At 71.4% G+C, this 19,441-nt stretch carries 19 protein-coding genes and 1 tRNA gene; 13 read left to right on the top strand and 7 right to left on the bottom strand.

Annotated elements, in window-relative coordinates:
- Positions 1 to 21: 21 nt before the first annotated feature.
- The gene (locus ACGFYV_RS11365) at positions 22 to 465 is read right to left on the bottom strand and encodes an ATP-binding protein (protein WP_393878112.1); all 444 of its coding nucleotides are present in this window, start codon (positions 463 to 465) and stop codon (positions 22 to 24) included.
- A 261-nt stretch (positions 466 to 726) separates the two neighbouring features.
- On the opposite strand from ACGFYV_RS11365, the gene ACGFYV_RS11370 reads away from it, so the two are divergent.
- The 10 genes from ACGFYV_RS11370 to ACGFYV_RS11415 all read left to right on the top strand — a co-directional run bounded on the left by ACGFYV_RS11370 (position 727) and on the right by ACGFYV_RS11415 (position 11,416).
- Complete coding sequence (locus tag ACGFYV_RS11370) at positions 727 to 1,647, top strand: hypothetical protein (RefSeq protein ID WP_393878113.1); 921 nt, start codon at positions 727 to 729, stop codon at positions 1,645 to 1,647.
- Positions 1,648 to 1,777: 130 nt separating this feature from the next.
- Positions 1,778 to 2,596, top strand: a complete 819-nt coding sequence (locus ACGFYV_RS11375; protein WP_393878114.1) for a YcnI family protein — start codon at positions 1,778 to 1,780, stop codon at positions 2,594 to 2,596.
- Positions 2,597 to 2,687: 91 nt separating this feature from the next.
- On the top strand, positions 2,688 to 3,341 hold the full coding sequence (locus ACGFYV_RS11380) for an SCO family protein (protein WP_393878115.1): 654 nt from the start codon (positions 2,688 to 2,690) through the stop codon (positions 3,339 to 3,341).
- Positions 3,338 to 3,838, top strand: coding sequence for a copper chaperone PCu(A)C (locus tag ACGFYV_RS11385; protein WP_393878116.1), 501 nt, complete (start codon positions 3,338 to 3,340; stop codon positions 3,836 to 3,838). The genes ACGFYV_RS11380 and ACGFYV_RS11385 overlap by 4 nt, the downstream gene beginning before the upstream one ends.
- Before the next feature lie 42 nt (positions 3,839 to 3,880).
- Complete coding sequence (locus tag ACGFYV_RS11390; protein ID WP_393878117.1) at positions 3,881 to 5,806, top strand: copper resistance CopC/CopD family protein; 1,926 nt, start codon at positions 3,881 to 3,883, stop codon at positions 5,804 to 5,806.
- A gap of 8 nt (positions 5,807 to 5,814) precedes the next feature.
- Positions 5,815 to 7,101 (top strand): iron uptake transporter deferrochelatase/peroxidase subunit, encoded by a 1,287-nt coding sequence (efeB, locus tag ACGFYV_RS11395; RefSeq protein ID WP_393878118.1) that lies wholly within the window; start codon positions 5,815 to 5,817, stop codon positions 7,099 to 7,101.
- A gap of 118 nt (positions 7,102 to 7,219) precedes the next feature.
- Entirely contained in the window at positions 7,220 to 8,149 is a 930-nt protein-coding gene (gene pheA / locus ACGFYV_RS11400; RefSeq protein ID WP_393878119.1) for a prephenate dehydratase, read from the top strand.
- Positions 8,150 to 8,796: 647 nt separating this feature from the next.
- Positions 8,797 to 10,125, top strand: coding sequence for a serine--tRNA ligase (gene serS, locus ACGFYV_RS11405; protein ID WP_393878120.1), 1,329 nt, complete (start codon positions 8,797 to 8,799; stop codon positions 10,123 to 10,125).
- Positions 10,122 to 10,940: an HAD family hydrolase gene (locus ACGFYV_RS11410; protein WP_393878121.1), complete on the top strand. Its 819-nt coding sequence runs from the start codon at positions 10,122 to 10,124 to the stop codon at positions 10,938 to 10,940. The genes serS and ACGFYV_RS11410 overlap by 4 nt, the downstream gene beginning before the upstream one ends.
- 74 nt (positions 10,941 to 11,014) lie before the next feature.
- The gene (locus ACGFYV_RS11415) at positions 11,015 to 11,416 is read left to right on the top strand and encodes a hypothetical protein (protein WP_393878122.1); all 402 of its coding nucleotides are present in this window, start codon (positions 11,015 to 11,017) and stop codon (positions 11,414 to 11,416) included.
- A gap of 106 nt (positions 11,417 to 11,522) precedes the next feature.
- Here ACGFYV_RS11415 and ACGFYV_RS11420 read toward each other — a convergent pair.
- From ACGFYV_RS11420 to ACGFYV_RS11445, 6 genes are all read right to left on the bottom strand, one after another.
- A tRNA-Ser gene (locus tag ACGFYV_RS11420) sits at positions 11,523 to 11,607 on the bottom strand.
- Positions 11,608 to 11,929: 322 nt separating this feature from the next.
- Positions 11,930 to 12,172 carry a hypothetical protein gene (locus ACGFYV_RS11425; RefSeq protein WP_393878123.1) on the bottom strand — a complete coding sequence of 81 codons (243 nt, stop codon included), beginning with the start codon at positions 12,170 to 12,172 and terminating at the stop codon, positions 11,930 to 11,932.
- An 82-nt stretch (positions 12,173 to 12,254) separates the two neighbouring features.
- Positions 12,255 to 12,974 carry an ABC transporter permease gene (locus tag ACGFYV_RS11430; protein ID WP_393878124.1) on the bottom strand — a complete coding sequence of 240 codons (720 nt, stop codon included), beginning with the start codon at positions 12,972 to 12,974 and terminating at the stop codon, positions 12,255 to 12,257.
- Between the two features lie 10 nt (positions 12,975 to 12,984).
- Positions 12,985 to 13,896 carry an ABC transporter ATP-binding protein gene (locus ACGFYV_RS11435; protein WP_393878125.1) on the bottom strand — a complete coding sequence of 304 codons (912 nt, stop codon included), beginning with the start codon at positions 13,894 to 13,896 and terminating at the stop codon, positions 12,985 to 12,987.
- Positions 13,893 to 14,813 carry an ABC transporter permease gene (locus tag ACGFYV_RS11440; protein ID WP_393878126.1) on the bottom strand — a complete coding sequence of 307 codons (921 nt, stop codon included), beginning with the start codon at positions 14,811 to 14,813 and terminating at the stop codon, positions 13,893 to 13,895. The genes ACGFYV_RS11435 and ACGFYV_RS11440 overlap by 4 nt, the downstream gene beginning before the upstream one ends.
- Entirely contained in the window at positions 14,803 to 15,771 is a 969-nt protein-coding gene (locus ACGFYV_RS11445; protein WP_393878220.1) for an ABC transporter ATP-binding protein, read from the bottom strand. The genes ACGFYV_RS11440 and ACGFYV_RS11445 overlap by 11 nt, the downstream gene beginning before the upstream one ends.
- A 269-nt stretch (positions 15,772 to 16,040) precedes the next feature.
- Between ACGFYV_RS11445 and ACGFYV_RS11450 the strand changes: the two genes are divergently transcribed.
- The 3 genes from ACGFYV_RS11450 (at position 16,041) to ACGFYV_RS11460 (ending at position 19,430) form a co-directional block, all read left to right on the top strand.
- The gene (locus ACGFYV_RS11450; protein WP_393878127.1) at positions 16,041 to 16,883 is read left to right on the top strand and encodes a M24 family metallopeptidase; all 843 of its coding nucleotides are present in this window, start codon (positions 16,041 to 16,043) and stop codon (positions 16,881 to 16,883) included.
- Entirely contained in the window at positions 16,880 to 18,634 is a 1,755-nt protein-coding gene (locus ACGFYV_RS11455) for an SDR family oxidoreductase (protein WP_393878128.1), read from the top strand. Before ACGFYV_RS11450 ends, ACGFYV_RS11455 begins: the two co-directional genes overlap by 4 nt.
- A 208-nt stretch (positions 18,635 to 18,842) precedes the next feature.
- A complete protein-coding gene (locus ACGFYV_RS11460; RefSeq protein WP_393878129.1) occupies positions 18,843 to 19,430 on the top strand; it encodes an RNA 2'-phosphotransferase in 588 nt (195 codons plus the stop codon).
- The last annotated feature ends 11 nt before the right edge of the window (positions 19,431 to 19,441 follow it).

Consider the following 19,441-nt stretch of genomic DNA (forward strand, 5'->3'; position numbering starts at 1 on the left):
GTCATGCGGTGAGCCGGACCGTCACGCGGTCAGCAGGGAAGGGTCCTTCTTCCACTTGAGGATCTTGTCGAAGCTGACCACCGTGCCGCCCCGGCCCGGCTTCGCGCCGATGTGGACGTGATCGGCGAGTTCCTGGATCAGACACAGGCCTCTGCCGTGCTCGGCGTCCGTACGGACCGGCCGTATGTCCGGGGCGCGGGTGAAACCGGGGCCCGAATCGGTCACTTCGATACGGCACTTCTCGCCGTCCAGGTAGGCGGTCACCCGGTACGCCTCGGAGGTGCCGCGCGCCGCGTCGCCGCCGTGCTCGACGGCGTTCGCGCAGGCCTCGCTGAGGGCGACGGACAGGTCGTAGGAGATGTCCGGGTCGACGCCCGCCGTCTCCATGGTGCCGATCAGCAGCCGCCGGGCGAGCGGCACGCTCGCGGCCTCGCGGCGCAGATGGAGTGACCACCAGATGCTCATGCTCCACCCTCCCGGCCGCGACTCGACATACCGATACCTATTGCCACCCGTGCGCCCCCGTAAGCACTCCGTTGACGTGACTCGGCCCATATGGGCGATGCGCCCCGGGACGAATCGATGTATGAGGGGGCGGTTCCGTTTCCCCTGCGGGACAAACAGCGGGACAAACAGCGGCACAATCGGCGGAACACACGACCATGGCGGAATCCGGCGGGCCTGCCGCGGGAAGCGGGTGGGGGCAGTGCGATGATGAGCCCCGCCATGACAGCCCCCCACACGCGCACGACGCGCTCCGGACCCGGGGTCCGGATCCTGCGGGCCGCGGTGTTCGCCGCGGTCTGTGTCGTGCTGGCCGCGGCCGGGCACACCCTGGCCTCCTGCGCGACCGTGCCCCTGTGGACGCTGGGCGCGGGATTCCTGGGCTGTCTGCTGCTCGTCGTGCCCCTCGCCGGGCGGGCCCGCTCGCTGCCCGGCATCGCCGCGCTCCTCACCCTCGGCCAGGCCGCGCTGCACACCCTGTTCGGGCTGGGCCAGCACGGCGCGGCCATGGCCTCCGGGATGCCGACGGGACCGGCAGGGTCCATGGGCGGCATGAGCGGCATGAGCGGCATGGGCGGCCTGGGTGGCCTGTTCGGCGCGGAGGGCGTGTTCGGCGCGGGCGGCCACGCGAGTTCGGCGAACGGGGCGCTCGTCGAGCGGGCGGCACACCTGCTGTGCGGGTCCAGCCCGTCGGCGCTCACCCCCGGGCACGCCTACCGCCTCCTGCTCGACGCGCACCTCATCGACTCCTCGGGCCGGGCCGTGGGCGGCACGCCCGTCCTGCGGCACGCCGCCGACGCCACCGGCTCCTCGGCGGCCCTGCTGCCCTCCCTGCCGATGCTGCTCGGCCATGTCCTCGCGGCCCTCGCCGCGGGCTGGCTGCTGCGCCGCGGCGACCTGGCCGTGCTGCGGCTGATCGAGCTTTCGGCGCACGGAGTCGCGGAGGGGGCACTCGTACGATCGCTGCGCGCGGCACTCACGCTGGCGCACGCCCTGTGCGCCGGGCTGCTGCCCGCACCCGGACCCGACCCGCGCGGCCCCCGCCCCGACCGGGACGAGGCACCCGCCCCGCGCACCACCGCACTCCAGCACACGGTGATCCGGCGCGGCCCACCCGCCGCCGGCCTCCTTCTCGCCGCCTGACGCGACGCGCCACCCCTCCCTCCCGGTCCATCCGGAGGAGGCAGGCCGCCGTCGCGCGGCCGCGCGTGCGCCCCGCGTACGCGTGCCTCTCCTCCTCACCGGATCTCACTCAGAGTGGAGTGCTCCTGCCATGCAGGTTTCCCGAACCGCGTCCCGTACAGACACCGTCACCGCGTCCCGTACCGCGTCCCGTACCGCGTCCCGCGTCGCCGCCCGGGTCGCCGCCGCCGCTGCCGTCGCGGGCTCGGCCGTCCTCGTCCTGTCGGCCCCCGCCTCCGCGCACGTCAGCGTGCAGCCCGAGGGCATCGCGGCCAAGGGCGGTTACGCGGTCGTCGACTTCAAGGTGCCCAACGAGCGCGACAAGACGTCGACCACCAAGCTCGAGGTGAACTTCCCGGCCGACCACCCGCTGGCCTCGGTCATGCCCCAGCCCATCGACGGCTGGACCGTGAAGGTCACCAAGTCCAAGCTGGCCAAGCCGCTCACGCTGCACAGCGAGAAGATCGACGAGGCCGTCACCAAGGTCACCTGGACCGCCGACGGCAAGGGCATCGAGCCCGGCTACTTCCAGAAGTTCCCGCTCTCCGTCGGCGCCCTGCCCGAGGACACCGACCAGCTCGCCTTCAAGGCGATCCAGACGTACTCCGACAACGAGGTCGTGCGCTGGATCGAGGTGCAGCAGAAGGGCCAGGACGAGCCCGAGAACCCGGCCCCGGTGCTGGAGCTGTCGGCCGCCACGGACGACCACGGCGGCGCCTCGGCCGCTACGGACGACTCCGCCGAGGGCGACTCCGCCGCGGCGAACGGCAAGGACGAGAAGACGGCCGCCGCCGCGGACTCCACGAGCGGCAGCGACACCACCGCGCGCGTGCTCGCCGTCGTCGGCATCGTCATCGGTGCCGCGGGCGTCGGCTACGGCGTCGTAGCGGGCCGCCGCCGCACCTCCTGACCCACCCTTCCCCGTGCGTGCACCGGGGCCGTGCGACGCTCTTGTACGACCCCGGTGCGCGCCGGAGTTCTGACATCTGGGACATTTCTCTATGCGTAAGAAGACGTTCGCCGCGGCCGTGCTGCTCGGCGCCGCCGCCCTGACCCTCACCGCCTGCGGCAGCGGTGACGAGAACAAGCCGCCCGTCTCCGTGGTCTCGGACGAGACCGGCTCGGGCAAGGCCGCCACCGTCCTCGACCAGCCGTTCGCCAAGCCCGACCTGGTCCTCACCGACACCCACGGCAAGCAGTACGACCTGCGCGCCGAGACCAAGGGCCACCCGACCCTCCTCTACTTCGGCTACACGCACTGCCCGGACGTCTGCCCCACGACCATGAGCAACATCGCCGTCGCCAAGAAGGCACTGCCCAAGGCCCAGCAGGACGACCTGCGCGTCGTGTTCGTCACCACCGACCCCGGCCGGGACACCCCCGCCGAGCTCGGCAAGTGGCTCAAGGGCATCGACCCGCAGTTCGTCGGTCTGACCGGGAAGTTCGCCGCCGTCCAGGCCGGCGCCCGCTCCGTCGGCATCTCCGTCGAACCGACGACGAAGGACAAGAACGGCAAGCTCGTCTCGGTGCACGGCACCCAGGTCATCGCCTTCTCGCCGAAGACCGACGGCGGATACGTCCTGTACGGCGAGGACGCCACGGTCGACGACTACACCAAGGACCTGCCCAAGCTCGTCGAGGGAGCCAAGCCGTGAGGCGCACGATCCTGACGGCTGCCGCGCTCGTCGGCGCGCTGACCCTCGCGGGCTGCGGCACCGGGCAGGGCTCGGGCACGGGCTCCGGCTCGGACAAGAACGCGGGCGACGGCTCCGGTTCCGCCGCCGAGCTGTCCGTGAGCGCGTCGTACATGCCCCGGCCGGTCTCCGCCGACATGGCCGCCGGCTTCCTGACGATCAGCAACAACGGCGGGACGCAGGACGAGCTGACCTCGGTCACCAGCGACGTCGCCGGGCAGATCACCATGCACAGCACTGTCGGCGGCGCCATGGAAGAGAAAGCCTCCTTCGTCATACCGGCCCATGGCCGGCTCGTGTTCAGGAGCGGGGGCAACCACCTGATGTTCGAGAAGCTGAGGCACCGGCCGGAACAGGGCCAGACGGTGACGCTGAGGCTCGGCTTCGCGAAGTCCGGTCCCCTCACCGTCGAGATGCCGGTGAAGTCCGCCACGTACAACCCGTCGACCGGGCGCTGAGGACGCCCCGTCGACCGACCGGACACTGAGGGAAGGACCACTGTGACGCGGACCATCACCCCCCGCCTGCGGACCCTGGTGCTGCTGCTTCTCGCCGTCACCGGCGCCCTGTTCGCGGGCGCCGGGACGGCCTCCGCGCACGCCGCGCTGACCGGCAGCGACCCCGCACAGGGGGTGGTGGTCGCCAAGGCGCCCACCCAGGTGTCGCTCACCTTCTCCGAGAAGGTGGCGATGAACGACGACTCGCTGCAGGTGCTCGACCCCAGGGGCCGGAAGGTCGAGTCCGGCTCACCGGTCAACGTGAGCGGGACGACGTACGCCGTGAAGCTCAGGAGCGGGCTGGGCAAGGGCACCTACACGGTCGCCTACCAGGTCGTCTCGGCGGACAGCCACCCCGTGTCCGGCGCCTACACCTTCTCCATCGGGGCGCCCTCGGAGACCGTCGTCTCCGGTGTCGGCACCGGGACCGGCGGCGGGGTCGTGGGCGCGCTCTACGCGTTCGGGCGGTACATGTCGTACGCCGGTTTCATCGTGCTGGTGGGCGGCGCCGCCTTCGTCCTGGCCTGCTGGCAGCGCGGCTCGGGCGTACGGGCCCTGCAGCGGCTCGTGGTCGGCGGCTGGCTCGCGCTCACCGCGGCCACCCTGTGGCTGCTGCTTCTGCGCGGCTCGTACACCAGCTCCGGGAAGTTCGGCGACGTCTTCGACCTGGAGCTGCTCGGGCAGGTGCTCCAGACCAAGACCGGCGCCGCGCTGGTCTCCCGGCTGCTGCTGCTCGCCGCCGCCGCGCTGTTCATCGCCGTCCTCTTCGGCGCCTACAACCGGCGCGAGGAGGGCGAGGAGAAGCGGGACCTGAACTTCGGGCTCGCCGTCGGCGGAGTGGTCGTGGCCGCCGGACTCGCGGCGAGCTGGGCGATGGCCGAGCACGCCTCCACCGGGCTCCAGCCGGGCATCGCCATGCCCGTCGACGTCGTCCACCTGCTGGCCGTCGCCGCCTGGCTGGGCGGCCTCACCGCTCTCCTCGTCGCCCTGTACCGGGCACCCGCGGACGCCCCGATCGAGTCGGCCGCCGTCCACCGCTTCTCCCGGGTCGCCTTCGGCTCCGTGCTCGCGCTCGTCGCCACCGGCGTCTACCAGTCCTGGCGCCAGCTGGGCTCCTGGTCGGCGTTCGCCGACACCGCGTACGGGCAGCTGCTGCTGGTCAAGATCGGACTGGTGGCGCTGCTGGTCGGCATCGCGGGGATCTCGCGGCGGTGGACGGGACGGCTCGCGGCGGACGCCACCCGCGCTGTCGACATCGCCGAGAAGGACAAGGTCCCCGCGTCGCGGTCTGCGGCCGGCAAGGCTGCCTCCGGCGCCGCGCGGAACGCTGCGGCCGGTGACGGCAAGCGGGCCGCGCAGCTCGCGCGGCAGCGGGCCGCCGTCGACGCCGCCCGGCGCAAGCGGCTCAGGGACGCCGACGCGAACCGCTTCGGACTGCGCCGCTCGGTGTTCGCCGAGGCGGGCGTCGCGGTCGTCCTGCTCGCCGTCACCACCGCGCTGACGCAGACCGAACCGGGCCGCACCGAGCAGGAGGCGAAGGCCGCCAACGCGTCCTCCGCCGGCTCCTCGGTGTCCTCGTCCGCGTCCGGCACGCTGACCCTGGACATGCCCTTCGACACCGGCGGCACCGACGGCAAGGGCCTCGTCCGCGTCGACCTCGACCCCGCGCGCGTGGGCGGCAACGAGATGCACCTCTACGTGCAGCGGCCCAACGGGCGCGCCTTCGACATCCCCGAGGTGAAGGTCGCCTTCACCCTGGAGGCGAAGAAGCTCGGCCCGCTTCCCGTGACCCCGGACCACATCACCACCGGCCACTGGTCGGCGAGCGGCGTGCAGATCCCCATGGCCGGCGACTGGAAGATCGCGGTGACCGTGCGGACCTCCGACATCGACCAGGTGACCGTCTCCAAGAACGCTCAGATCGGCTGAACCCCACCATGCCCGACCAGTCCATCCCCCAGGCCCGCCGCACGCCCGACCCCGCGCTGCGGGAACCCGGCGCCGGCAGCGGCCGTGGTGTCTCCCGGCGCGCACTGCTCGGCACCGCCGGCGCCACCGGTCTCGTGCTCGGCGCGGCGGGCGGCGCCGTCGGATACGCCGCCGTGCCCGCGCAGGTCACCCCGCTGACCTCGCTCGGCTCCGGTCGGGCGATGTTTCACGGGAAACATCAGCCCGGCATCACCGAGGGGCTCCAGGCGCGCGGTCATCTCGTCGCCTTCGACCTGGTGGCCGGTGCGGGCCGCAAGGAGGCGGCGGCCCTGCTGCGGCGCTGGTCGAGCGCGGCCGAGCGGCTGATGGCGGGCGAGGCGGCCCCCCACGACGACACCGACGTGGCCCGGGACGCGGGCCCGTCCTCGCTGACCGTCACCTTCGGCTTCGGCCACAGCTTCTTCGCGCGGACCGGCCTGGACAAGCAGCGCCCGGCCGCGCTGGACCCGCTGCCCGACTTCTCCTCCGACCAACTCGACAAGGCCCGCAGCGACGGCGACCTGTGGGTGCAGATCGGCGCCGACGACGCCCTGGTCGCCTTCCACGCCCTGCGCGCCGTCCAGAAGGAGGCCGGCGGCGCGGCCCGCGTCCGCTGGCAGATGAACGGCTTCAACCGCTCCCCGGGCGCCACCGCGCACCCCATGACCGCGCGCAACCTGATGGGCCAGATCGACGGCACCCGCAACCCCAAGCCCGCCGAGGCCGACTTCGACCGCCGGATCTTCGTGCCCGCCGCCGGGGAACCCGCCTGGATGGCGAACGGCTCCTACGCCGTCGTACGCCGTATCCGCATGCTCCTCGACGACTGGGAGAAGCTCTCGCTCAGCGGCCAGGAGGCGGTCATAGGGCGCCGCAAGGCCGACGGGGCACCACTGTCCGGGGGCGGCGAGACGACGCCGATGGACCTGGAGAAGGCCGACGCGAAGGGCGAGTACGTCGTCCCGCTGAGCGCCCACGCCCGCATCACCCGGCCCGACCAGAACGGCGGCGCGGCCATGCTGCGGCGCCCGTTCTCGTACCACGACGGCATCGACCCGGACGGCACCCCCGACGCCGGTCTGCTGTTCGTCTGCTGGCAGGCGGACCCGCTGCGCGGCTTCGTCCCGGTGCAGCGCAAGCTCGACCGGGGCGACGCGCTGTCGCGGTTCATCCGGCACGAGGCGAGCGGTCTGTTCGCGGTGCCCGGGGGCGCGGCCGAGGGGGAGTACGTGGGACAGCGCCTGCTGGAGGGCTGATTCCGGGGGTTGGTTCTGGCTGATTCCGGAGGGCTGATCCAGGGGTTCAAACCACCCGGTCGAGTGGCGTTCATGAGACGCGGGCGCCGCCTTCGGCTGCGGCCATTAGGGTGAGTGCATGCCAGCGAGCTATGCGTATCTCGGTCCCGAAGGCACCTTCACCGAAGTCGCCCTGCGCACGCTTCCGGAGGCCGCGACCCGGGAACTGATCCCGTACGTGTCGGTGCAGTCCGCGCTGGACGCGGTGCGGGCCGGCGAGGCCGAGGCCGCGTTCGTGCCGATCGAGAACTCCGTCGAGGGCGGCATCACCACCACCCTGGACGAGCTGGTCGCGGGCGAGCCGTTGATGATCTACCGCGAGGTGCTGCTGTCCATCACCTTCGCGCTGCTGGTCCGGCCGGGCACGAAGCTGTCCGACATCAAGACGGTCTCCGCGCACCCGGCCGCCCAGCCTCAGGTGCGCAACTGGCTCCGGAAGAACCTCCCGGACGCCCTGTGGGAGTCGGCCGCCTCGAACGCGGACGCCGCGCGGCTGGTCCAGGAGGGCCGGTACGACGCCGCCTTCGCGGGCGAGTTCGCCGCCGCCCGGTACGGCCTGGAGGCGCTGGAGACCGGGATCCACGACGCGGAGAACGCGCAGACCCGGTTCGTGCTGGTCGGCCGTCCGGCCCGGCCCGCCGCCCCGACCGGCGCCGACAAGACCTCGGTGGTGCTGTGGCAGAACGACGACCACCCCGGTGGCCTGCGCGAGCTGCTCGGCGAGTTCGCCACCCACGGCGTCAACCTCATGCTGCTGCAGTCGCGGCCGACCGGCGCGGGCATCGGCAACTACTGCTTCTGCATCGACGCCGAGGGCCATATCTCGGACCGACGGGTCGCCGAGGCGCTGATGGGGCTGAAGCGGATCTGCCTCGTGCGCTTCCTCGGCTCCTATCCGCGCGCGGACATCACGCCGGACGAGGCCCCGCCCGTCCGGCCGGGCACCACCGACGAGGAGTTCGCGGCGGCGTCGGACTGGGTGGCACGCTGCCAGGACGGCCGGTTCTAGGGCGGGAGCGGCCGGTTCCGGGACCGAAGCGGTCGGCTATGGGGCTGGAGAAGCCGGTTCCGGGGCTGAAGCGACCGGTTCCGGAGCCCGGCCCGATGGCCGGAATTGCCAATTCCGGCAGTCGTACCTGCATATCTTCGTTATCCACAGAAGTTATCCACAGGTCCGCTTCTCGACCTGGGGACAAGTCGACAAGGGAGAGTCGCGCCGTCGACAAATCGCCCCGGAAGCCCCAGATACGGCCACCGCCCGGCAGGTCACCCTTCGTCCACTCGTTTCCTTTGGTTCATCTTTTGGAGCGACGCCTTTCCACCCGAAAGTAGGTGTCACCCCTGTTCGAACCGGGAATTCCTCGCTCCGGGCGGAACTTCCGGAGTGATCAATTCCGAAGTCCACAGACTTTCCGCACAGCCTGTGGATAACTCTTCCCGGGATGCGGGCTCCTGTGGACAACCGCGCCGCCAAGTGCGGCTCTCCACAAGGGAATCCGGTCAACCGGGGACCCGCCGACTGCCCCGTTCCAGGTATTGAGACGGCCTTTATTGACCTCATGGGACACTCTGCGCAATTGCCGCATGACGCCACGCGAGGCGCGTATGGCAATAGTGAGTCGTGGCCCGCGAGCCGACACCGGTAGCCTTGGCCTCGTGATTGACCTTCGCCTGCTCCGTGAGGACCCCGACCGTGTGCGCGCGTCCCAGCGCGCCCGTGGAGAGGACGTCGCGCTCGTCGACTCCCTCCTGTCTGCCGACGAGCGGCGCAGGTCCTCCGGCGTCCGCTTCGACGAACTGCGTGCCGAGCAGAAGCAGCTCGGCAAGCTGATCCCCAAGGCCTCCCCCGAGGAGAAGGCCGAGCTGCTGGCGCGCGCCGAGCAGCTGAAGGCGGACGTCAAGGCCGCCGACGCCGAGCGCGACGCCGCCGACACCGAGACCCATGAGCTGCTGCTCCGCCTCGGCAACCTCGTCCACCCCGACGTCCCCGTCGGCGGCGAGGAGGACTTCGTCACGCTGGAGACGCACGGCACCATCCGCGACTTCGGTGCCGAGGGCTTCGAGCCCAAGGACCACCTGGAGCTGGGCCAGATCCTCGGCGCGATCGACGTCGAGCGCGGCGCCAAGGTCTCCGGCTCCCGCTTCTACTTCCTCACCGGTGTCGGCGCCCTGCTGGAGCTGGCCCTGGTGAACGCGGCGATCGGGCAGGCCACCGAGGCCGGCTTCACGCCGATGCTGACCCCGGCGCTGGTGCGCCCGCAGTCCATGGCCGGCACCGGCTTCCTCGGCCAGGCGGCCCAGGACGTCTACCACCTCGACAAGGACGACCTGTACCTGGTCGGCACCTCCGAGGTCCCGCTCGCGGCGTACCACATGGACGAGATCATCGACGCCGACCGGCTGCCGCTGCGCTACGCCGGGTTCTCCCCGTGCTTCCGCCGCGAGGCCGGCTCGCACGGCAAGGACACGCGCGGCATCTTCCGCGTGCACCAGTTCGACAAGGTCGAGATGTTCTCGTACGTCGCTCCCGAGGACTCGCAGGAGGAGCACAAGCGCCTGCTGGAGTGGGAGAAGCAGTGGCTGACCTCGCTGGAGCTGCCGTTCCGCGTCATCGACGTCGCCTCCGCCGATCTCGGCTCCTCGGCCTCGCGTAAGTACGACTGCGAGGCGTGGATCCCGACCCAGGGCAAGTACCGCGAGCTGACCTCGACCTCGGACTGCACCGAGTTCCAGTCCCGGCGCCTGTCGATCCGGGTCCGTGAGAAGTCCAGTGGGAGCGAAGCGACCTCCGGCCGGGGTGGTGGTCGGGCGACGGGCGGGCAGGTCAAGCCGCTGGCGACGCTCAACGGCACGCTGTGCGCCGTGCCGCGCACGATCGTGGCGATCCTGGAGAACCACCAGCAGGCCGACGGCTCCGTGTACGTGCCCAAGGTGCTGCGCCCGTACCTGGGCGGCCGCGAGGTCCTGGAGCCGGTCGCCAAGTGAGCGCCGAGTCGCCCGCCGCGGGATTCCCGTACCGGCTGATCGCCACCGACCTCGACGGAACGCTGCTGCGCTCCGACGATTCGGTCTCCCCGCGCACCCGTGACGCGCTCGCCGCGGCCACCGCGGCGGGCGCCGCGCACATCGTCGTCACCGGCCGCGCCGCGCCCTGGACCCGGCACATCCTCGACGACCTCGGCTACACCGGCCTCGCCGTCTGCGGCCAGGGCGCGCAGGTGTACGACGCCGGGGCGCACCGCCTGCTGACGTCCGTGACCCTTGACCGGCAGCTGGCGAGCGTGGCCCTGGCGAAGATCGAGGCCGAGGTGGGTCCGCTGTACCTGGCGGCGAGCCAGGACGGCCTGGACGGCGAGGTGCTGGTGGGGCCGGGCTACGCCGTCACCGGCGCCGTCCCCGCCACCCCGTTCACGGACGCGTCCGACCTCTGGACCGCCCCGCTGAACAAGATCTACATCCAGCATCCGACGCTGGGCGACGACGACCTGGCGGAGGCCGCCCGGCAGGCCGCCGGCGGTTTCGTCGGCGTCGCCATGGCCGGCGCGGGCATCGTCGAAGTGCTCCCCCTCGGCCTCTCCAAGGCCACGGGCCTGTCCATCGCCGCCCGCCGCCTCGGCCTGAAGGCCGCCGACACGATCGCCTTCGGCGACATGCCCAACGACATCCCGATGTTCGCCTGGGCGTCCCGGGGCGTCGCCATGGCCAACGCCCACGAGGAACTGCGAGCGGTCGCGGACGAGGTGACGGCCTCCCACGAGGAGGACGGTATCGCGCTGGTCCTGGAACGCCTCCTGGGCTGAGGGCGCCCGTCCGGGCACCCCAGGCCACACCGGTCACCCCGGGCGCACCGCCGCCGCTGCTGGATTCGGCGGCCATGCGCTCCCGCGAATACGACGTCGACTTCCGCGACCGCTCCAGCCGGACACGCACCTGGGGCATCGCCCTGCTCGCCGTGGCGGGCCTGCTGTGGGCCTGGTGCGCCGTCCTTGTGCTCACCCCGTACGACGTCGACCGCCACTCCGGCGACCACTACCCCGAGCACTGCGAGTCCCGCCTCCTGACGGATCGCGGCACGGCCAACGAGGGTGTCCAGCGGGGCGACTACTGCGCCGACGAACGCGACTGGCCCGAGGCCCTCGCCCTTCTCGGCCTCTCCCTGCCGACCTCGATCACCGGCGTCGCCCTCTTCACCACCGGCACCCTGAGCCGCCGCATGAGCGCCCACGCGGAAGCCATGCGCGAACTGGACCGCATCGCGGACGAACGGGGCGTCTGAGAGGCCGACTTCACCTGCCGGCGGCTGCCGCCGACCCGCAGACTCGACGTACCCCTGGCCCTGAATCGCAGCCAAGTCCCGGCCAAGTCCCAGTGACAACGTCTCGCGGAGGATGCACGGATCGAACGTGCGCGGGGTACCCCCCGACCATGGCTTAGCAAGCCAGTGCCTTACCACTCGGCCAATCCTCCGGGTGGGCGGCCCACGCGAGAGCGACATCGCGTGCTCGAAGCGGCCGCCCCGGGCAGTTCCCGTGGCTCTGCGGAGCGGTAATGGCTACTCCGGAGCCGGCCTCGGACTGCCCTGTCGGGAGCCGGGCGCATTGCCGTGCATGGGCATCGCCCTGCTCCTCTCCCAGAACGTGACGCCGGGACACTCCCGGCGGATGGGGCACAACCACTGTGCCCCGCCACCGAGTTGGGCGCCACCGAATTAACGGCGGCGCATCACCGCCTCCGCCGGCACAGTCCCCGCCGGCACAGCCCTACCGACACCGCTCCCGCCGGCACCGCCCTACCGGCGGCGCCACCTGCGCCGGCGTGCCCTGCTGAAGAACCAGCCCGCCGGTGGCTCGTCGGAGCGCCAGGGCTGCGGCTCCGGTTCCTCGGCGCGCCAGCGGGCCGCGAGCATCCGGGCCCGCGCGGACGGCTCGGAGGTCTCGGCGGACCGCACGAAGGCCTCGTCCAGGACCAGCTCGTCCCAGAGGTCGTCGCCGGTCCGCCCGGAGGCGTCGTGCCGCGGAATCTCCTCTGCCATCTGCCGGCCTCCTCGCCTTACATCCGTTCTGTCCAGTCTGCCCGGACCGAGGTGAAGCCCCCGTCAAGACCGCGAGGGCACCTCACTCCTCGCCGGCGAGCGTCAGCGACCTCAGCTTCTGGCCGGCGTACCAGGTGGCCAGCACGGTGACCACGACCAGCAGCACCGTCGCCGTGGGCAGGCCGACGTCCGAGGTCACCAGGTCCCCGCCGGCCACCTTGTGGGCGACCGCGAGCGCCCACTGCTGGACGCTCAGGGTGCGGGCGCCGGACACCAGGGAGCCGAACAGGGCCTCCCAGACGAGGGCGTAGACGAGACCGAACACCACCGCGTGCCGGGACACCGTGCCGAGCAGCAGGAACATCGCCGCGTAGGCGATCGAGGCGACCAGCGCGGCCACGGTGTAGGCGACGGCGATCTGCTGCCCGTTGCCGTTGAGGATGAAGCCCGCGATGAGCGTCGGCAGGGCCGAGAACACCATCGTCACGGCGATGGCCACGATCAGCTTGGTGAAGATGATCGTCGGCCGCTTCACCGGCTTGGACAGCAGGTAGACGACGGAGCCGTCGTCGATCTCCGGGCCGATCGCGCCCGTGCCCGCGATGACGCCGATGATCGGCACCATCGTGGCGAGCGCGAGCCCGCCCAAAAGGTCGGCGGCCGTCTGGTCGTCGGCGCCGGCGAGGCCCCGTACGACGACGGAGATCGCGATCAGCAGGACGGGCAGGGCGCCCAGGATGAGGGCCCTGCGGCGGCCGAGCAGGGCCCGGTAGGTGAGCCGGGCGACTGTGGGGTCGTACATCTTCGGCCTCCTACGCCGCGACCAGGTACGAGAACACGGACTCGAGGGACTCGTCGGACGGCGAGACCGTCAGCAGCCGGATGCCGTGGTCGCGGGCGACCTTGGGCAGCAGGGCCGTGAAGCGGCCGAAGTCGACGGCCTGGATGCGCAGCGCGCCCTCGGCGTGGTCGACCTCGATGCCGGACGTCGACGGGTCGGCGATCAGCGCGGCCGCGAGCGCGCGGTCGTCGCTGGAGCGGACCAGGTAGCGGTGCGGCCGGTCGGTCATCAGACGGCGGATCTTGCGGAAGTCGCCGCTGGCCGCGTGCCGGCCGGCGACGACGACCTCGATGTGCCAGGCGAGCTGCTCGACCTCTTCGAGGATGTGGGACGAGAACAGCACCGTGCGGCCCTCGTCGCCCATGCGCCGCAGCAGGTCCATGAGCTGCATGCGCTGGCGCGGGTCCATGCCGTTGAAGGGCTCGTCGAGCAGGAGCAGGGAGGGGTCGTGGACCAGCGCGGACGCCATCTTCACGCGCTGGCGCATGCCCTTGGAGTACGTCGCGATCTTGCGGTCCTGCGCGTACTCCATCTCGACGGTGGCGAGGGCCCGTTGGGCCGACTTGTCACCGAGACCGTGCAACTCGGCGTTGGCGACGACGAATTCGCGGCCGGTGAGGAAGTCGTACATCGCCTCGCGCTCGGGGACGAGGCCGATCTTCTGGTAGATCGACTCGTTGCGCCACACCGGCTGCCCGTCGAGGGTGACGGTGCCGGTGGAGGGGGCGAGGAAGCCGCCCATCATGTTGATGAGGGTGGACTTCCCGGCGCCGTTGGGGCCGAGCAGGCCGGTGACGCCGGGGCCGATGGTCATGGTGATGTCGTTGACGGCGACCACGTTGCCGAACCAGCGGGAGACGTGGTCGATGCTGAGGGTTGTCACAGGCCCACCTTCTTGTAGCGGCGCAGCAGGAGGCCGTAGCTCGCGGCGATGAGGCCGAGGACGACGAGGACGTAGACCACGCCCTCGCCCTTCGAGGGACCGACCCCGCCGGGGAACGCGGAGGTCGCGCCGAGGAACGCGGCCTGGACCCCGTCGATCAGCGTGACCGGCGAGAACAGGCCGATCCAGGGCACGGCGCTCGTGTTGCCGTGCGTGTCGGCGATGGCCTGGAGCGTGGAGACCGCGCCGTAGGAGATCGTCATGACGGCGATGACGGCCGCGATGCCGAAGCCGCGCCGCGGGGTGACCGAGGCGATGACCAGGCCGATTCCGGCGAACAGCAGCGAGAGCAGTGCCACCGAGACGATTCCCTGCGCGAATCCCTTGGTCTGGTCGGCGAAGTCGAGCTTGGCCAGCAGCGCGCCGATGTAGAGCACCAGCAGCGGGGCCCCGGTGAGGACGAACAGCGCGGAGGCCAGGGCCGCGTACTTCGCACGCACGTAGTCGGCGATCTCGATCGGCCGCGAGAAGTACAGCGGCACGGTCTTGAAGCGCAGGTCGCGCGAGACGGACTGCGGGGCCTGCGAGGCGACGTACAGGCTGATGACGGCCTGCATGATGATCGCGTAGCGGGTGTAGTCGACCGGCAGGTCCTTCGCCTTCGTGGCGACCGCGACGGCGACCATGATGGCCGCCGGCACGCACATCACCACGAACAGCAGCATCGGCAGCACCTTGGACTTGACCGAGCGGCCGAGACCGTAGGAGCCGCGCAGGGACTGCGAGTAGAGGGAGCGCGTGGCGTAGGAACGGCCGAGGCGGGGGCCGTCGTAGGAGCGGTACCCGATGTCGTGGATGCGGGTGTCACCCGCGGGCGCGACAGTGGCGGATGTCCGCGTGGGCTGCTCAACGGCCATGGCCTGCCCCCTCCTTGCGCTGCTCGTCCTCGCTCGTGAAGACCTCCGAGATGTGGTGCCTGCGCTGCTCCATGCGGACCAGGCCGAGCCCCAGGCCGGCGACGACGTCACGCACCAGGTCGTACGTCTCCTCGCCCTGCGCGGTCAGCAGCAGGATGTGGCCGGCGCCCGGCAGCCCGCTGCCGGCCTCGACGCTCACCCCGCGCGCGTCGAGCGCCTCGCGGACGGCGCCGGTGCCGTCGGGGTGCTCGTCGGTGTCGGTGACCTCGATCGCGAGGGTGGTCGTGGTCTGGGTGAAGTCCGTGGTGGAGCTGGAGCGCAGCAGCTTGCCGCCGTCGATGACGACGACGTGGTCGCAGGTGCGCTCCAGTTCGCCCAGCAGATGGGAGGTGACCAGGACCGAGATGCCGAAGTCGGAGTGGATGCGGCGGATCAGGCCGAGCATCTCGTCGCGGCCGACGGGGTCGAGGCCGTTGGTCGGCTCGTCCAGGAACACCAGCTGCGGGTCGTGCACCAGCGCCTGGGCGAGTTTCACGCGCTGCTTCATGCCGGTGGAGTAGCCGCCGATGGGGCGGTAGCGCTCCTCGTACAGGCCGACATGGCGCAGGGTGTCCGCGGTGCGCTCGCGCGCGGCGGCGGGCGGCAGGCCGGACATGCGCGCCATGTGGACGACGAACTCGGTGGCCGAGACGTCGGGCGGCAGGCAGTCGTGCTCCGGCATGTAGCCCACGCGTTCGCGGATGGCGGCACCCGACGACGGCGCGGCGACGTCGAGGCCGAGCACCTCGGCGCGGCCCTCCGTGGCGGGGGACAGACCCAGCAGGATCTTGATCAGGGTGGACTTGCCGGCGCCGTTGGCCCCGACGAGTCCGGTCACACCGGGTCCGATGTCCACGGACAGCCGGTCGAGCGCGGTCACCCGGGGGAACCGCTTGCTCAGGCTTTCGGTCGCGATCACAGTCACGCATCCGAAGGTAGTGACCCGGACCACGCCGGTCGTCAGACCTCAGAGCCGTCTTCACGTCAGCCTCGAGTAGTACGGGCTCCGCCCTGGGGCCCTAGGGGGCGCCGGGCGGGACGTCGGGGACGTGGGGCGGGCGGACGTCGGGGCCGGGCGTTGTCCGCAGCCCTTGATCCCGTCTATTGACGCCGACTCTAACAACTGCGACATTCACCAGTGTCAAGTTACGGACGCGTACCGCAGTCGACGGGACGGGACGGGGCGGGATGACGACGGCAGTGAAGAACGAACTCTCCGTGGAGCTGCGGGGGTTCAGGCGGGTGCAGCGCCTCGCCTACGAGTGCGCGGAAGCGGTCGCCGCACGCCTGGAGCCGGGCGTGACCGAGCGTGAGGCCGCCCGGATGCAGCGCGACTGGCTGCGCGAACGCGGGGTGCGGGACTTCTTCCACCTCCCCTTCGCCTGGTTCGGCGACCGCACGGCGTTCGTGAACTTCCGCGTCCCGCTGCAGTTCTTCCCGACGCATCGCGCGCTGGAGCCCGGGATGCCGTTCATCCTGGACGTGGCCCCGGTCTTCGAGGGCTGCACGGCCGACATCGGCTACTCGGGCTCGCTCGGCCTCAACCCGGTGCAGGACCGGCTGATGGCCGACCTGGAGGCGCACCGCGAGCTGATCCTGCGCGAGGTGCGCGAGCGGCGCCCGCTGCGCGAGATCTACGAGGACGTGGACCGCCTCATGGTCCGCCAGGGCTACGCCAACCGGCACCGGGCCTACCCCTTCGGCGTGATCGCCCACAAGGTGGACCGGGTGAAGGAGCGCCGCTTCTCGCCGCACCTGTTCGGGTTCGGCACCCAGTCCCTGAAGGGGCTGGCGAGCGACGCGCTGCACGGCCACCGCGAGGGCTGGTCGCCCCTGTGGTCGCCGTACCGCTTCTCCGACCACCCGCCGCGGCCGGGCCTGTGGGCGGTCGAACCCCACCTCGGCTTCCGGGGGACGGGCGCGAAGTTCGAGGAGATCCTGGTGGTCACCGACTCCCGGGACCCCGAGGAGGGCGCCTTCTGGCTGGACGACGATCTGCCGCACGTGCGGCGCTGGGCGGAGGAGAAATGACGCTGAAGGGCGCGCGTGAGCGCTGGGTGCGGACCGGCGGGATCGAGCTGTGCGTGGCCGAGCTGGGTGATCCGGAGCAGCCGACGGTGGTGCTGGTGCACGGCTACCCCGACAGCAAGGAGGTCTGGTCGGAGGTCGCCGTCCGGCTGGCCGACCGCTTCCACGTCGTCCTCTACGACGTCCGGGGCCACGGCCGCTCCTCCGCGCCCAAGCCGCTGCGCGGCGGCTTCACCCTCGCCAAGCTCACGGACGACTTCCTGGCCGTCGTCGACGCGGTGAGCCCGGACCGCCCGGTGCACCTCGTCGGGCACGACTGGGGCTCGGTGCAGTCCTGGGAGTTCGCGACGACCGGCCGCACGGAGGGCCGTATCGCCTCCTTCACCTCGATGTCCGGCCCGTCCCTCGACCACTTCGGGCACTGGATCAACGCGCGCGTGAAGCGTCCGACACCTCGCCGGGTGGGACAGCTCCTCGGCCAGGGCGCCAAGTCCTGGTACGTGTACATGCTGCACACCCCCGTCCTGCCGGAGCTGGCCTGGCGCGGCCCGCTCGGCAAGCGCTGGCCGAAGATCCTCCAGCGGATCGAGAAGGTCCCCGCCGGCGACTACCCGACCCCCTCGCTGCCCACCGACGCGGCGCACGGCGCCTGGCTGTACCGGGACAACGTCCGCGTCCGGCTGCTCCACCCGCGCCCGGACGCGCACGCACACGCGCCCGTGCAGCTCATCACGCCCGAGGGCGACGCGTTCCTGTCGGAGCGGCTCTACGACGACCTGGAGCAGTGGGTTCCGCGGCTCACCCGGCGCACGATTCCGGCCAAGCACTGGGTCCCGCGCACGCGCCCCGACCAACTGGCCGACTGGATCGAGGAGTTCGTGACCACTGTCGAGGGAGGCCGCACCGAGGTGAAGGCCACCGGACGCCATGCCGAGCGCTTCGGCGGTCAGTTGGTACTCGTCACCGGCGCGGGCAGCGGCATCGGACGGGCGACGGCGTTCGCCTTCGCGGAGGCGGGCGCGCGCGTGGTGGCCGTCGACCGCGACGCGGAAGCCGCCACCCGCACCGCCGAGTTGGCCCGTCTGGTCGGCGCCGCCGGGGCCTGGGCGGAAACGGCCGACGTCTCCGACGAGCAGGCCATGGAGAAGCTCGCCGAGAAGGTCCACCGCGACCACGGTGTGGTGGACGTGCTGGTCAACAACGCGGGTATCGGCCTGTCCGGTTCCTTCTTCACCACCACAACCGAGGACTGGCGCACAGTCCTTGACGTCAACCTGTGGGGTGTCATCCACGGTTGCCGCCTCTTCGGTGCGCGCATGGCCGAGCGCGGCCAGGGCGGTCACATCGTCAACATCGCGTCGGCGGCGGCCTATCAGCCCTCCCGCGCCCTGCCCGCCTACAGCACCTCCAAGGCGGCGGTCCTGATGCTCTCCGAGTGCCTGCGCGCCGAACTGGCCTCCCAGGACATCGGGGTGACGGCCGTCTGCCCCGGGTTCGTCAACACCAACATCACCTCGACGGCGCGCTTCACCGGTGTCGACGAGGAGGAGGCGCGCCGCCGCCAGAAGCGCTCCGCGCACCTCTACGGTCTGCGCAACTACCCTCCGGAGAAGGTCGCCGACGCCATTCTCGACGCGGTCGTCCGCAACGTCGCGGTGGCCCCGGTGACGCCTGAGGCGCGCGGCGCCCACTTCATGTCCCGCTATATGCCGGGGGCGTTGAGGCGGATCGCCCGGGTGGAACCCAGACTGTGAAGGGAGTTGGGGCGGGGATCGGGGCTGGGGTCGAGGATGCTTGACCCATCAGCCCCATTTCCCAGTCAAGTTGATGAACTACCCCATATCACCCGTCGGTTGTCCACACCTTCGTCAAATCTCCTGTGGATAACGGCACTTGGCTGTGGATCAAACGTGGAAGCGGAAATCATCTGCGTGATCCGCGTCTCTCCTTCACTCTGATGATGTGAACGAAGGACAAGACGAAGAGACGACCGACAGCCGCACCGACGACAGGCGCACCGTGAAGGTGTCGAAGTACCTGTCGAAGCACCTGCGCCACCAGCCCGAACGCATCGGCCTCACGCTCGACGAGGGCGGCTGGGTCGAGATCGACACCCTGATCGCCGCAGCCGCCGCCCACGGATTCCGGTTCACGCGCGAGGAACTCGACCACGTGGTGGCCGCCAACGACAAGAAGCGCTTCGCGGTCGAGGGCACGAGGATCCGCGCCAGCCAGGGCCACAGCATCGAGATCGACCTCGGCCTGCCCCCGGCCACCCCGCCGCCGTACCTCTACCACGGCACCGTCGCCCGCAGCCTCGACGCGATCCGCGCCGAGGGGCTCAGGCCCATGAGCAGGCACGACGTCCATCTGTCGGCGGACCGCGAGACCGCGACCCGGGTCGGTGCCCGGCGCGGCCACCCCGTCGTCCTCGCCGTGGACGCCGGCGCCATGCACCGCGACGGCCATGTCTTCCACGTCAGCGCGAACGGCGTCTGGCTGACCCGGGCCGTGCCACCCCGCTACCTGAGCTTCCCCGGCCCGCACTGACCCGTTGACCC

It is taken from the genome of Streptomyces sp. NPDC048297, from assembly GCF_043201585.1.
Lineage (GTDB): Bacteria > Actinomycetota > Actinomycetes > Streptomycetales > Streptomycetaceae > Streptomyces.